Annotated in this window: 12 protein-coding genes; 7 read left to right on the top strand and 5 right to left on the bottom strand. The window is 37.6% G+C overall.

The features are described 5' to 3' along the window. The first annotated feature begins 94 nt into the window (after positions 1-94). Positions 95-304, top strand: a complete 210-nt coding sequence (locus ABDW33_RS29720) for a hypothetical protein (protein WP_343693733.1) — start codon at positions 95-97, stop codon at positions 302-304. 162 nt (positions 305-466) lie between these two features. Here ABDW33_RS29720 and ABDW33_RS29715 read toward each other — a convergent pair whose 3' ends face one another. Next, positions 467-4375: an SEC-C domain-containing protein gene (locus tag ABDW33_RS29715; RefSeq protein WP_343693732.1), complete on the bottom strand. Its 3909-nt coding sequence runs from the start codon at positions 4373-4375 to the stop codon at positions 467-469. Positions 4376-4728: 353 nt separating this feature from the next. Between ABDW33_RS29715 and ABDW33_RS29710 the strand changes: the two genes are divergently transcribed. The 4 genes from ABDW33_RS29710 to ABDW33_RS29695 all read left to right on the top strand — a co-directional run bounded on the left by ABDW33_RS29710 (position 4729) and on the right by ABDW33_RS29695 (position 10104). Further along, a complete protein-coding gene (locus ABDW33_RS29710) occupies positions 4729-5619 on the top strand; it encodes a hypothetical protein (protein WP_343693731.1) in 891 nt (296 codons plus the stop codon). Between the two features lie 763 nt (positions 5620-6382). Continuing rightward, positions 6383-7621, top strand: coding sequence for an ABC-three component system protein (locus tag ABDW33_RS29705; RefSeq protein WP_343693730.1), 1239 nt, complete (start codon positions 6383-6385; stop codon positions 7619-7621). Between the two features lies 1 nt (position 7622). Further along, complete coding sequence (locus tag ABDW33_RS29700; RefSeq protein ID WP_343693729.1) at positions 7623-8126, top strand: ABC-three component system middle component 4; 504 nt, start codon at positions 7623-7625, stop codon at positions 8124-8126. Further along, the gene (locus tag ABDW33_RS29695; RefSeq protein WP_343693728.1) at positions 8116-10104 is read left to right on the top strand and encodes an AAA family ATPase; all 1989 of its coding nucleotides are present in this window, start codon (positions 8116-8118) and stop codon (positions 10102-10104) included. The genes ABDW33_RS29700 and ABDW33_RS29695 overlap by 11 nt, the downstream gene beginning before the upstream one ends. A gap of 328 nt (positions 10105-10432) precedes the next feature. Here the strand turns inward: ABDW33_RS29695 and ABDW33_RS29690 are convergent, their stop codons facing one another. Both ABDW33_RS29690 and ABDW33_RS29685 read right to left on the bottom strand, forming a co-directional pair. Further along, positions 10433-12202 carry a hypothetical protein gene (locus tag ABDW33_RS29690; protein WP_343693727.1) on the bottom strand — a complete coding sequence of 590 codons (1770 nt, stop codon included), beginning with the start codon at positions 12200-12202 and terminating at the stop codon, positions 10433-10435. 216 nt (positions 12203-12418) lie between these two features. Further along, complete coding sequence (locus ABDW33_RS29685) at positions 12419-12583, bottom strand: hypothetical protein (RefSeq protein WP_343693726.1); 165 nt, start codon at positions 12581-12583, stop codon at positions 12419-12421. 277 nt (positions 12584-12860) lie between these two features. Here ABDW33_RS29685 and ABDW33_RS29680 point away from each other — a divergent pair, with 277 nt between their 5' ends. After that, entirely contained in the window at positions 12861-13199 is a 339-nt protein-coding gene (locus tag ABDW33_RS29680; RefSeq protein WP_343693725.1) for a hypothetical protein, read from the top strand. A 322-nt stretch (positions 13200-13521) separates the two neighbouring features. Here ABDW33_RS29680 and ABDW33_RS29675 read toward each other — a convergent pair whose 3' ends face one another. Further along, positions 13522-13968, bottom strand: a complete 447-nt coding sequence (locus tag ABDW33_RS29675; protein WP_343693724.1) for a helix-turn-helix transcriptional regulator — start codon at positions 13966-13968, stop codon at positions 13522-13524. Between ABDW33_RS29675 and ABDW33_RS29670 the strand changes: the two genes are divergently transcribed. Continuing rightward, positions 13944-14453, top strand: coding sequence for an ATP-binding protein (locus ABDW33_RS29670; protein WP_343693723.1), 510 nt, complete (start codon positions 13944-13946; stop codon positions 14451-14453). The two genes, ABDW33_RS29675 and ABDW33_RS29670, sit on opposite strands and share 25 nt — an antisense overlap. 148 nt (positions 14454-14601) lie before the next feature. On the opposite strand, the gene ABDW33_RS29665 is transcribed toward ABDW33_RS29670, so the two are convergent. Continuing rightward, on the bottom strand, positions 14602-15012 hold the full coding sequence (locus tag ABDW33_RS29665) for a hypothetical protein (RefSeq protein ID WP_343693722.1): 411 nt from the start codon (positions 15010-15012) through the stop codon (positions 14602-14604). Positions 15013-15032 lie beyond the last annotated feature (20 nt).

The following is a 15032-nucleotide window of genomic DNA, read 5'->3' as shown; positions in this document are numbered from 1 at the left end:
GAATACGTCTGTTATGTAAAGGAAATGGATATTAAAAAAAGTTAACTTAATGAACAAATTCTTCCGATCATTTTGCAACCTACACCCAAAGCTCATGGCAATCGCTTTAAGATTAATCAAAGGAAAGCCAGTAAACAAACCAAACACTGCGAAATTAAAGAAGCTAATAGAAGATATTATGGATGGTTATGGTTTAAAGTCCCCCGCGGTTAAAAACAACTTATTGGATGCAATTGAGAAGATGTTCAACAAAAACCATATTGAGCAATTATTCAACGGTTTCAAAGTAACTTGGCTCGAATAGCCTGGAAAGACACTCAAACCCTGTACAATGTAAAGATGCATTCAACGAGGAGAAATTAATGCAACATCTCTCTAGATTGAATAAGTCCCATCTGTAACCTTTGCTCAATATGTTTGCATAAGGCGAATATAAATGCTTACCCGGAGCGGGAAGAAAGATTTATTACTCATTGTGATCACTCACACGGTGATTCTGGTTTAAATAAGCTTCGATCTCATTAACCAATATAAAATCAGCCTTTTGATGATTATAAAATGCTGCGAACTGCAAATCGCTAGTAACAAAAGCCTCCTTAACAATCCAGCCCTCAGGATCAGATACGCCAAAATACCGGAGAATAATAGGCAAATTTTTTATGATGAAATCTTTCTTCTTTAACAGCTTCCTATAATAAGCCTTCTTAGAAAGGAAGAAAGTATCAATATTGTTTCTTATGAAGTAATTGCTTGGTCGCTTTATTACATTCTTGGCATCAAATACAAAAACAGTTTGGTTAGCCCGATTTATGCAAAGTGCGTCGATTTCACCGCATTCCTCCCGCGTAGCAAATGAAGGCGATAGACGTTTAAAATTCCCAATATTCTTCTCAACATCTTTTGCAGGCAGACATGTTTTTAATGTATCTGCTACTAATCCTTCCAATACTACATCGGCTTTCTTATGCATTTGCTTAAGCACCGTTAAAATGGGCGACACCTCTGGCAATTCGAATAAAAAATGGCCCTTAACTACATTATTCCAGACGTTCAAAGAATTTATTACGCATTGAGACCCATAAATTAACAGACCTGTTTTAAGTAGAACTATCGGACACACCAAAAGTCTTTGCTTCTCGCGAAGCATTTGTGAATGAAAGAGCATATGGCCCTTTGAATACCCACCTTCTTCCAAACTCAGGAACTGTATTATAGCTGCAACATAGTCATTAGACATTGTTTCAGTGTCCATACCCTGCACCACCTTAACAAGTTCCTCTACTTTACATTGAACCACTGGGTGGTATGAGCCGCTTTGGAAGCTACATGCCTTAATGGCATACAAAACAAACATAAGATCCTTATACGTAAATCCGAACTCTTCTTTAAAAGCCACATTCAACTCTTGTTCGTAAGTTCGAAAGGCAGCCATCGCAGGGGAATCCTCTTTGGACTCATCTCTTCCATTGCTTTGATATCTATTGCGGTAATGGTCAATAATCAAATCAGCATCCTTCACACGATAATGATTCTCATTAAACTCACCACTTCTATGCTCAATCTTCAAAAGGTAGTCAGAAGTGATAACGAGAACATCTTCCTGCAAATTATGTACTAGGCTCTCGCGATCAAATGAAATCTCCATTGTAATCTTGCCCAGAGCTAACAGCGAGGTCCATTCAGTTTCAGAAATCCTCCTATTACCGCCAGGTGCAACTTTAAGTGCTGCATGCAGAATAAAACGTTGTGTCATAGTTAATGCAGTAAATCCTCCATGCTCCTCTGCAAAATGATCAGTGAGATCATAATCAAGTTTCACAGTGGACTTCATGCCTGTTACTATTTTAGAACGATAGCGTGCTCCTTCGGCAAGTTCATTCTGACGATATGCAAAAGGAATAAATGTATCATCAAAAAAACTTATTTGAGTCTCCAACTCCAATAGTAAAGCCTTGTAAAGAGTTTGGCAAATATTAACGGCCTCGTCATCTTTATATGTGCCAGGTAAAACATTCTGTTGTATAAGAAACGCAGAAATTATCCTATTTACAACACCGAAATCGCTTGTATTCATTCTATATGGCAATTGATAAGACCCAAGTTTAGGATTGTCTACTTCTATTAGTGAAGCAGAATACCTTTTAGCTGCCAACGGTATGATTAAATTCACTATTTGCTGGGCTTCTGAAATTCTGACTTCTTCATTTACAACACCTAAAGAAAGCATGCTATCTATCAATATTTCCATAGACAGCCTCTCACCGACATTTTCTTTATGAGCAAAATGCTCTATAAAAATGTCCGCATCAAAGACAAAAAAGCTCTTAATTTCATTAGTTTCATTTAAATAAAAGGAGATAGCATTAGCACCGGAAGATGCTTTTCTATAGTGGGACTTTAAAAAAGCCCAATCAGGTTGTTCCAGTCGATCTTCGGGAAGAAGCAATATGAGGTGTCTGATTGGGTTTAGTGATATACTTTTTAATACCTCAAAGTATAATGTCTCACCCTTTTTCAGATATTCTTTAAATAGAACGCCGACCAAGGTATAAGCAATCGAAAATTCTTTCTCACTAAGTAACTGGCCGTAATCCGGGAGTTTAATCCAAACGATCGAAGACTCCAAAAATAAAAGAAATGCACCACAGGTATTGGCAGTATGCGTTAACCTCCATACTCCATCTTCTATCTTTTCAAGTTCATTGTAGTAATTCTTTGCTATTCTGTGTATTTCCAGATGCACATCTTCATCTTTGAGTTCTTTGTGCATTCTGTCATGAATGAAATCGTGCCATATATGGGCTTCAAATACAAAAACGTTAAAAGATTGAGCTGACCTTATAAACGACATTCCGTTTGACACATAAAAGGCAAAACGATCCATGTATTCTCCCACTACAGGAAACTGATTCTTACTATGGAGCTTCTGCTCCTCAATCAAAAATTTTATAACATTCTGTCCGGATTTCAAAACAGAGATTATTGATCTGTAATCGTTCATAGACAGAAGGTGAAAGTCGTCGCGTTTTATACTGGTCTTTGGAATAGCCGCCTTATAGCTTAAGTTCAGGGGATCAAAAATAACGACTGGCATTAATTGCAATTGAGCTGTACCAATGCTTACCTTTTTTGCAATGAGGGTTTTCACGGAAATAACTGTAGCTGCCTCTATCGTTTCCACTATTTGTTCCATTCTTCTAATCGCGTCTATAATAGGTGAAGAAAGATCTTCGTCCAGGGAATAGCCTGCTACCATATAGAGAAGTAAAGTGTTCTCGTTTGCCATAACAACATGCGTCAGGCTGGAAATAATTTCTTTATCTCCGACCAATAGGCTGATTGCTGTTCTGTAACGTGTAAATGCCCTTTCCGTGATTATTCCAAGCGTATATTTCAGCCTCTCCTGTAGTAAATGTCTCTCGAATTTGGATTTGAAAATCGATTTTCCAATTTCCACCAATACTGCTAAATGATTCTGAGGATAGAGCCAAACTACATCATCCCCTTGCAAAATGAAAAGTTTTGATGAAAGTAATTTTTGCTCTATCGAATTTTCGTACAGATCTTGTGTTGTTCTATTAGCAAATTCACCAACTCGTAGTCCATACTGTTTAATTATCGTCCTATCGGGCAAACAAGTTGCAAATAGCGCTGATATACTACTTGTAAATAATTCATTGGGAACATATACATTTTGTCGAACACCGGAAATTTCTGAGACAAGTTCTTTAATTTGCAGTAACAATTTAGTTTGAAAAGAAAGACTTGATACAAAGACTTTATGAAGGTGCTGAAATTCCGGCAAAACATCAGGCTGTGAAAATAAAAAACGATCAATAAAATACAGATAGTCTTCATAGGGCCTCTCCCAACCGGCGTAGAAAAAATAGTACCTTTCTGTATTGTAGTAAATTGGAATGAGATTAAGCTGTGAAAAGCCCTCAAAATCTTCGTGCATATAAAAGATCTTATCATATGCTTTCAAACGCTCAAACAGTTCGATAACGTCATCTCTTGATATCTTTTTTTCCTCAAACTGATCCGGTGGGATCGTAAAAAGTTTGGCAATAACAAATTCAATCCTTCGCGCGTAGAGTTCATTACCGGGATAACAAAACACTGCCTGCAACCAGTCCAGTGTTTCCCTGAAACTAAACCTGCATAAAAAGGTGAAGATGTCAAAATGTATTCTAACGCTTTGATCTTCCTTTTTGGTAAACCGTTTGTTTTCACAACACCTTTTATATTTTTTCCCGCTTCCACAAGGACAAGGTGCATTTTTAGGAGTTTGAGACATACAGCCAGATCGTTTTACAGTAAAATATTTGAATTCATAGCCATGACCACTTCTATTGCGATCTTTCACATCGATCATGCTTTAAATAGAATATACTACATACCACCCTTAAACGCGCCGGTAAAATCTCATTCAACTGATGGTGAGGTTAATTTACATTAATTTAGGCAATAAGGTAGTGTATTTGTGGATCGAAGCCTTGATATTAAAAGACTAAAGGCAGCATTCTGAGTTTGTCTGTATAGAAAAATTAGAAAAAAAAACAATAACATGTTTCTACAAGCAGCGCCTAGTAATAGTGAAACAAAGTATCGGACAATCAACTTTAGGGCAACTAAGAAGGATGGAAAATATATTCAAAGATATATACTTCCATTTTAGAGACTATTGACGTAGATTGCCATGAACAAAACGTAGTTGTTATTTCATCTATGAAACGAGTACTTTTATCCAAAGCTGCCAAAGTTTTTTACGCAATAGCGCTTTTGCTAATAATTGGGTACATTGGGTACCGGCCCATTTATTATTACAAGCAACAATTTGATACTACACAATTCTCGAACACTCCTGGTGACTGGGGAACCTTTGGCGATTATATCGGAGGATTACTTAATCCTTATATCAGTTTACTTACGTTGATCGTAACAGCTATCATTGCTTACATGTTGTATTCCTATGAGAAAACACGTGATACGGATGATAAACATGAAACAGATGTAAAATCCTTTATGGAGTTATATCAGTTCTTCATCAGTCCTGATTTTCGGGAGGTCAGAGTCATTGCTTGGTACATTCTCAAAAACACAGTACAGCATGAAAGCTATAAAAAATTTCTTTTGAGGGAAAACTATGTAAGCCGTTATATTGATCGCACGCCAAGGCCAAAAATTTATGAGGAATTCAAAGATATTCTTTACACTGAGGACCACCCCCATTTGAAGGCACCAGAAGACGAGAAAGCTTTTCTAAGACAGGAATCCCTGGACCGTGATAAAGTAAATGTGCTGGTCAACTTTTTCCAGCTGTTGTCTTTCAAAAATGTACCGAAAGACTATTATGAAATATGTGATTTTTATTATGACACATGGCGCCCAGTTTTATACTGGTATGGACAGGAGCTTGAAAATGCTTACAAAATGCTTGAAGAAAACCAGAAGTATAATAATCCACCCACTTTATTAAACGCTTTAAAAAAACTTGACGCAAAATTTTATAAACCACAGATTCTGGTTGGCTTAAACGAGGCAGGTATAGAAACTCATCCTATTCTACGTTATATGAGAGGGGAAACGCAGCGATCTCAAAATTATCTACATGAATGAATAGTATCTTATACATACCGTTGTCACAGTAAATTATCGTAAAAGAAAGATAACTCCCACCATATTAAAAGGATATTTTGACGACCGGTAACAGGATGAAATGGATGTGCCGGTGAACGTTCGCTAGCACATCCATTTCAATACAATAATCATCAGAGAATCTCTTCCAACCCAGAAATACGATCTAAGTAAAGCATAATGATAAAACAGGACCATTTTCTGTAACCTCAGGCCCCCTCGCATTTCCATATGAAAGTCATGAAAGAATGTATAGCACTGATCGACGAAAAATCGGATTCATAATCAAACACCCAATGGTGCGGTTACTCGCTAAAGTAGACCTAAACTAAAACGTCTTACAGTACCGATGTACATCGAGGTGATACTTAATTACCTCTTTACTGGTCAGATGTTAGCGAAATAACGCTAGTTGTCCTTGCCGAGCCTATTCCGGTGAAAACTACTTCAGAAAGTAACAAAGATAAAATCTAGCGCAGTTCTCCTTTAGGTTCATGGGTTCTCTTTTCATAGTGGAAATTCGTTGATTCAAATACCGAGATAATTACTTCAAATAACCATTTGTTATATCAACAAAAAGTCGATATATTTCGCGACAATTAAAATCTATAGAATATTGACGCTCAGCAATCTTTTACAGTTCAAGCCCTTTATTTGTTGAACTTCCTGAAAATCAACATTATTTTTGATTGAACGGCATCTTGCCAATTAAACAGCTTGGCTTCAATTGCTTAATTAGGACCTCATGATCAAATTACTCGAAAACGGAAAAAAGCGGAAAAATAATCTTATACTATTCATACATGGCCTGACAGGAGACGAGTCAACTTGGACGAATGAAAAGGGCATGACGTTTCCAGAATTACTGTTTACTAATAGTATCGTGAAAAAAAACTATGACATAGGCTTATTCAACTATTATTCTAAAATTTTTAACCCAGTCCCAGTAAAACTGCTGGGTAAGCTGTTTAATAAGTTTATAAATATAAAAAGTGATCAGGTTGAACTAAATCTGGATGTAGAAAGTATAAGCGATATTCTGGTGACCGAGCTTGAGGTTCACTGTAATGACTATAAAAAAATTGTGGTCATCGCCCACAGTTTAGGCGGACTGATAGCAAAATGTACTGCACTGAGGCTGGTCGAAAAAGAGTCGACAATAAATATCAGTAAGCTTATCTCGCTTGCAGTACCACACATCGGAAGCAGCATTGCGACTATCGTTAAGTTAGTCGCGCGCCATGCCCAAATAAATGACCTTGCTCCCTTGAGCGATATAACAACAAAGCTGAGTAATAATTGGATTCAGGACAAAACGGAGAAGTTGCCCCAGATTATTTATTTCTACGGTAAATATGACCGAGTAGTCCAACAGAATAGCGCATTAGGTGTATCGAATGAAAAGCAGATCGCAAAATTTTTTGAGGCTGATCACGAGAATATTGCAAAACCGGCTTCAAATCAGTCATCCATCTATAAAGCAGCCGAACAAATTCTGTTAGAGGTAATATCAGAAGCGGAAGTAGACAATGCACTTACAGTCCGTTCACTTCCAGATAGTGATACTTTCAATGATGAGTTTTTTGTACTCAAGCTTCTAGTGGCGGACGTGCATGAAAAAAGCATCCATACAGCCAAAACTTCATTTTATAATGCGGAGTTTATTAGGAAGGTTGGCCTACAGAGAAAGGTAATTTCACAAAGCAATTTCGACGATCTCATGGGCAGGATCGAAATACTGTATAATAATGCCTATGCACTTTTGACTGTAGGTAAACTGAAGGATGGAAACGAACTTGTAGCCCACATCCATGATCAAATTAGACAGGAGGATAATGGCGTTCTGAAAACTTTGGAACGCATCTCTTTTATTCATAAGACAGGTATGCTGCACCAGCTTTCCAACAATTCAAGTAAGGATATCTGGTGGGGTAAGGATCATAATAATGATACTATAGAAGCATTTAAAAAGGGACAGGCATAAAATGGCACTATCATTTATCTACCCCGATAAGGAACTCGACATACAGATAATACGTTTGTTGATTATCCTTAAATACAATTCCACCAACAGGGCAAATAATCCTATACTTTCCTTGGACAAAATATCGGCCTTTGTCTTCCTTATAGAACACCCTTATATATTGTTCAGGATACTTATCGACATGGAGAAAAGGTCCTCATTTGTAGCTGATGAAATCGAGCAAAACTCCATTTCTACAGAGTTCCCGAATACTAACGGCTTACATTCGTTTTCCGAAACTAAGGAAGTATTGAAACTCATGATTGCTAGAAAATTTGTCAATGTTTCTCTGGTAGCTAACATGCCATATTACACCATAGCGGAAAATGGTGTAAAATACCTTGAAAGTATTGAGACTTCCTATACCGATAGACTTCACGTTATATCTGGTAACCTTAGCCACCTCAGCTCAGAAAGCTACAAAGATCTATTAACGTTGATAAAACCATACACCTATGGCAAATAACGGGACAAAATCTCCAACAATCATTATAAACCAACTTCGTTTGGTGGGGATAAGAAAAGACTATACAATTTTCTTCCATACAGGGCTCAATATTATCAATGGTGATTCTGATACTGGAAAGTCTAGTATACTTGATCTAATCGACTATTGTCTAGGTGGGCATGATATTGACATGTACGATGAACTTAGGAGCAGCGGTAAATATTGTCTTCTGGAAGTAAGCCTAAATGGAAAGATCTATACCATAAAACGAGACATTTTCGAGCCGAATCAGAATGTCGAGGTTTATAGCTCCACAATAGATGATATGGTCAATGTTTTCCCTAAAGAGTACTCGCCAAACTTCTCACGACGTGCAGATGAAGGATTTATATCAGATTTTTTTCTGGATGCGTTGAGCATCCCTAAGATTGAAATAAAGCAGGCACCGAGCAAACCGGACTCAAAAATGATTAGGTTGAGTTTCAGGGATATACTAAAGTTCAATATCCTGAGCCAAGATGACGTTGGCAGCAAACAGTTACTGGATAGCGCTAATTTCGCTGTAGCCGTTAAGAACCAGGAAACCTTTAAGTTCATTCATAATCTGCTTGATATAAACATCGCGGAATTGAACGCCTTGATCTCTGAAAAGAGCACGGCACAGAAGGCACTTGAACAGAACTACAAGACCATTTCGACGTTCTTTAGGGAAACGAATTTAAAAACGAAAGAGGATCTAAATGCTGAACGGGCAAGGATGAAAGAAAGCGTAAATTTACTTGATGAACAGATAGAGTCCATCAATCAGAATATGAAAGCTGATACCCGGGGGCTGGATGAATTAAGAAATATTAAGGGGGATTTGGAAAAGCACATAAAGGTCGACAGAGAAAAAATAGAAAATCTAAACATCCAGATGCGCCAACATATATTGCTTAAAAATGATTACCTACAAGATATTAACAAACTTGATACAGCCATAAGAGCATCACGGAACGGTCTCCCTCATGATTTAGAAACCCCCTGTCCCGTTTGCGATAACGCACTGCGTGTATCAAGTATTTCGGAAAAGTTTCAACAGTCTGGAACAGAACTTCTTGAAAAGGAAATCAAAAGTGTAAAGAACCGCATGTCGGGGATCGCAAAACTTATTGATGAGAGCAGAAACGAAATTATTCTTTCTGAGATAAAAATTGCTGAACTTAATAGTGAACTTGAGAAGGTAAATGTACTTCTCGATACGGGCACAAGCGAGATAATCAGCCCTTACCTATCACAAAGAGATGGTTATACCATTGCCAGGGCACAGCTTCTCGAGAGGATAGATCAGATCGAATATACTTTAAAGATAAGGAACCAACTCAACGAGATCTCCAACCAGTCAGCTAAGTTGGAGCTGGAACTTGCAAAACTTCATAAGGATCTTGAAGAGCTGAAGTCATCAACTCCGACCACCACTAAAATCACAGCGAGATTGGCTGATATCCTAAATGACTTTCTTACTAAATGCAAAATGAACAATGTTACGGGTATTTCGGTAAATGAAAGGACATTCATGCCGATTGTGAGAAACATGGAATATCATAGATTGACATCTGGAGGTGTTAGAACGCTTGTGTCTGTCGGTTACTTTATAAGCCTTTTAAAAAATGGTTTGGAAACAACAACAAACCATCCCAACTTTCTTATGATTGATACTATTGGTAAATATCTTGGAAAAACTTCACCCAGATACCTTGGGGATACAAATCCATCGGAGGATAAAAGGGAGGGCTTCGGAGCAAGTGATCCTACAAAGTATCTGAATATGTACAACTACATTCTAGATCTTTGCACTGACAGAGAAGATATTCAGATAATCGTCGTCGACAATGATATTCCTCCTGTAATCCAGGAAAAACTTCGCGCCAATGTTGTAAAAGAATTTAGTAATACAGGATTAGGAGGGTTACCAATAGGATTTATTGACGATTCTAGATCCTTTGATATACAATAACTTGAAAAAAATATTAATTTCCGTTTGAAAAGTCGATATACCACAAAACAATACTCAGAAGTTGACTTAACCCAACACGGAGAAAATTTAACTTTATTTGCTAAATCAGAGTCATATATAAATAAAATCAATATTCGTATAATATATAATAGGTAAGCTGGCGGATTTAACAGAACAATTAAAGTTCTCCTATAAAAAGGGCAACAAGATGATTATAAGTGGGGGACCGCCCCTCCCTCATCTCCATATTTCATTAAATTTTGTCCATAATTAGACCATATGGTTCCAAAATGTGTATATATTGGAGGCATTCCCCCGAACTGGCTTTCTATGGCTTACATGTAATGAACACTCGTACATTTCTTTCCAGGCAGTTGTTGCGTAAAGCATTTAGGAGCCATAAAATTGGCAATGTTGCTTTCGGGGCTTTCTGCTTGGTTACCACTTTTCTCAAATTATCGGTAAGCAACTGTTTGGAAATAAAGTTGACGATCAGGTGAACCTCTTTTATACTATTAGTGGCATTCATAGTAGCCTTAAGATCTTGTAGAAAGTTCTTTTTCCCGGTCCGGTTGCGATCGATTTTACTGGTGGAATACATACCCGACCAATATGCCTTTCTATCTTCCATCTGTTCAGGATGAGCGAAAAAGTACAGGTTCTTTAAAACCTGCCCAACTATTTCCTGAAAGGCGGTTGCAGAGAACACGTTGTCGCTGGCTTTGCAGTGAATCAATTGAACATGTGCCATATTCTTCACGCCTATATAATCTGAATACTCATAGTTAAGATCCTCCAACAATAAATGATCGAGGTTAGGCCCCATTGTAGCTTCGACGTACGCAAATGTAGAGCCTGCCTGGAAACTGGTGGATGTAGCAGTGATGGTACCTTTCTCGCTAGTGATGGCGTTCATTGCCGGTTCCGGTTTAAACATTTCTAGAAATCCATTGATACTGCCCAGCAGCTTACTATCCTGCCAAAGTTTACCTTTCGAATAGTTGATATCTGCGTTTTTGAAAGAAACAGAAAACCAGTTCTTCCTATTAATCAATGTCTGCAGATTTTCATTATCGCCATTGTCATATTTTATCCATAGTTTTTTAAATTTTTGAGAGTTCAGCTTATATCCGCTGGCAGTAACCTCAAGCTCAAGTCCAGCATCCAAGGTATTGTTGATGAAAAATTGCCGGCCAGTGCCTGTTCCATACTTATTAATTTCAAATGAATTCTCAAAAGACTGCAAGAATGTTTGAAATGAAGATTTTATTGGGCGTTCTACTTTGCCTACTTTATAAACCAACTTAGGCAGGGAATCATCTTTACTTTCTACATAATCGCGCATCTCACTCGTTAACAACAAAATTTCAAGCGGTGTGAGTTTGGTAGAATACTGCTTAAAGGATAAAGACTTTGCGAAAGTCGCAAGAAAAGTGTTCAACTTACGCTTTTTACTAAAATTTTCTATAGAAACTAAAATTCTGGCCAAATATTGCTGAACGGCTACTTTACTATTTGAAATATTTACTTTTGCTTGGTTGCCAGTTACCGTAAATAGCTCACCGTTGGTTTCGTGCTTAAATGAATTAAGCATCTTACCGGTTATCTGATACACCGGCATAACGGCTTCGATGTTGTTGCCTTCGTAGGTTACTTTATGCATGGCCGTAGTGCTAGGGGAGGTATTTTGGGTATTGGCTTTCTTTACAGTAGATTTAGCTTCCATAAACGCTCTATTGAGGATGTCGGAATTTACCTTCTCTACATAATCATCTAGGCACTCCTGAAAATTCTTTCCCCCTGTTCTGGTAACGACTAAGTAATCGCCATATTCAATTATTAGCGCATAACAATGTTTCACATCGCGTTCCTTTCCTTTCGAAAGGAAAGTCGGCGGCTGTTCGACGCGAAACACAATAAAAGAGGCATAAAAAGATTTCTTGCCTATCTTCCTTTCTACGCGTATATTCTGGTCAAGCGCATTTCCGGTTTTACCAACCGATGCTTCTCGTAAGCAGTTCCTGATGGCTACTTTGGGCAAAGTGCGTACTACTTTAAAAAATTGATACTTTTCTGATAGCTGAAAACGATCCAACATCTTATTACCAATTAATTTTTACTAATGAGTTAATAGCTGAAATAAATTAACCAAGATTACATGACTTTTATTCAATGGAATTACCTGACGCAATTCAGTAAAAATGATTTCTCTGACTATATCGTCATATATGAACGTCTGCCGGTTGGCATTATTTGCTACCAATCCAGTAATCTTAATGCTGAGTTGTTTTGCCATGTGTCCTTTATATCTTCCTCAACCCATTTTCTGCAGGTTTCCCGTTTCGGGATTGCTCCAGATGACACTGATATTTGTTTTATGCCACATTTTGGATTCCAGCGTAAAGGCATACGCTTTCTGTGAATAGCCAATCTTTAGTAAGAATAACATCACAATTGTAAAGGCAATGACTTTCTTCATACATTGAGGCTAAGGGGTTTTAGTGATATAACATCAGGCTTGAGGACCCAGACAATAGCCATAAGCTGTTTAAATCTAATTTATAGCAAATTTTATATACGGCAAATACCCACTAGTTGGTATTTTCATCCCAACGCGGACTTTACACAAAGTGCAAGGTCGCGGATGAACTTTTGCTGTAATTTTGTATAGGCCAACTAGATGTACCAGCAGAATGTAACTTCCAAAAATGAGAGAGAGATTAATCAAGGACTATTAAAATACTTAAATAATTAATATGGCAACAACTATCCATAATATTGAAATTCTCAGAACATACCTTTCGGGGGTGTTGGACAGAGCAAACCACCATGCCCAAAATGTCAATGAAATTGCACTTGCTATTGCAGGAGGAATAATTTGGAGAACAACAGACAATATTCGTGTAATGTCCCGCGAAGGTGAAATGAAAAACATATTGTGGCTCCAAGTAGATGATAGAACTTTATGCTTCGCATATAACCATGATACCAGAAACATAGAGGTAAGGGAGGGGTCTATTCAGGGAGCCGTAGTTATTACCTTTAACAACGTTACACCTCTAACGGATGTTAAGGTATTTTTCGAGAATTTATAACCGAGCTAATATGAAATCAAACGTCCAAGCTGGCAATTCTTTATATTAATTTATCTTATTATACATATTAGTGAATAAAGCCTAGCTAAGTGAAAGTATTGTTTCAGGAAAAGACTTCTATCACAAATTCTTTTACACCATAAATGAGACTGCACTGTTTATGTGATTTTCCCTCATCTGGTCAAAGCATCAAGAATGTCCTTTAATCTTTCAACATAGAGGTAGGAGTGTTGATATTTATTCGGCCGTGGCTGGTTCGTATTGCAAATTTTCCGGCTTGACAAGCTGGTTCATCACTGCAAACTCATTTTTATTAACCTTTTTATACGTCATCTATGTCCGAAAGAAATAAAGACAAAACCTGGCGCAGCCTTCCTTTAGGTTTATGGGTTCCTTTCTCATAATGGAAAACTGTTGATTCATTAATTCCCAATTTTTTAGCAAGATCTTCTTGGGTAAACCCTTTGATATAACGATAATATTTAATCTTCCCAGCAAGACTGGAAATATCAATTTGAAATGGAAAATAGCCTAAGAATTCTATGATTTTGGGATAGTATTTTACCATAGGATTTGACCGATTATTCTCCCACAGTGTCACACAATCTTCTGTCACCCCTATAAAACTGGCAACTTCCCTTTGTAACATCCTCTTTTCCAACCGCTTACTAAGAATTTTCTCATTTAAAGTCTTAGGACTTTCTAAATATTTGCCTCCAAATGGCTTAGGTATAATTTTGGAAAATGTGGAAAAAGGCAACGCATTCATGCCCTTGCGGCTATTTCAATCATCCCGAACGGTCGTGCTCCTGCGGTCCGGGCATGATACAGCGCTACATGCGCAAGATCTCCGGTCCTCTCATGGATAGGATAGATCTCCATATCGAAGTAACTCCCGTTTCCTACCCGGAATTAACAGGACTGTCCACATCCGAATCCAGCATCGAAATCAGGGAAAGAGTGATCGCCGCCAGGAACATTCAAAAACAAAGATTCTCCAGGCACAAAGGAATTTACAACAATGCGCAGATGCATACATCCCTATTAAAAAAAGCCGCTCCACTGGATACAGACTGTGCAGACCTGCTCAGAAAAGCCATGCAAACTTTACACCTCTCTGCCCGCGCCTATGACCGCATATTAAAAGTGGCCCGCACGATCGCTGACCTTGCACGTAGTGAACAGATCCAGTCAGATCATATTGCTGAAGCGATTCAGTTTCGCTCGCTAGACAGGGAGAATTATTGGATGTGATTCATTATATAGGAAAACAACCGATTGTCTCAGGTAACCACCTGCATTACAGGATCGCTTAAATAATTTATTCGTCGCTTCTAAATACAAACTTAAACAACAGCTTTATTGTGAAAATTTCACGAAGCAACACAGAAAAATACTTATTTTATTCCAATAGATTTTCCTTCGGCACTTTTTGACATTTTGCAATCAATCCATTTAGTTCAGATTCGCTCAATCCATCTAATCCGAAAGTAAACAAGTATTCCTTTTTGTCTATTGATTCAAAAACGAAGTTATTTGTCGAATCCTGATCATCGCTTATCTCTGAAAAATATTCGCTATCATCAAATAATAGTTCACAACAGTTATTTTCAGATTTTACTTGTGTATATTCAAAAGATTGCAGGATACTCAAATATTTGTGATGAGAAAAAAAACACATTCGAATTCCTACGATCGTTGTCAGATCAGCTCTTAGCCAGTCAAAAAAGCCTATAAACCCATTGTTGAGTTTTGACTCCTTTTCCTTGTAAAAAGATAAATTATCAATTACAAATTGATCTGCGTCAATCATTTCTGTTACGTAGTATAATT

This window comes from Chitinophaga sp. (genome assembly GCF_039596155.1).
GTDB lineage: Bacteria > Bacteroidota > Bacteroidia > Chitinophagales > Chitinophagaceae > Chitinophaga.
This window is presented reverse-complemented; position numbering and strand designations above follow the sequence as displayed.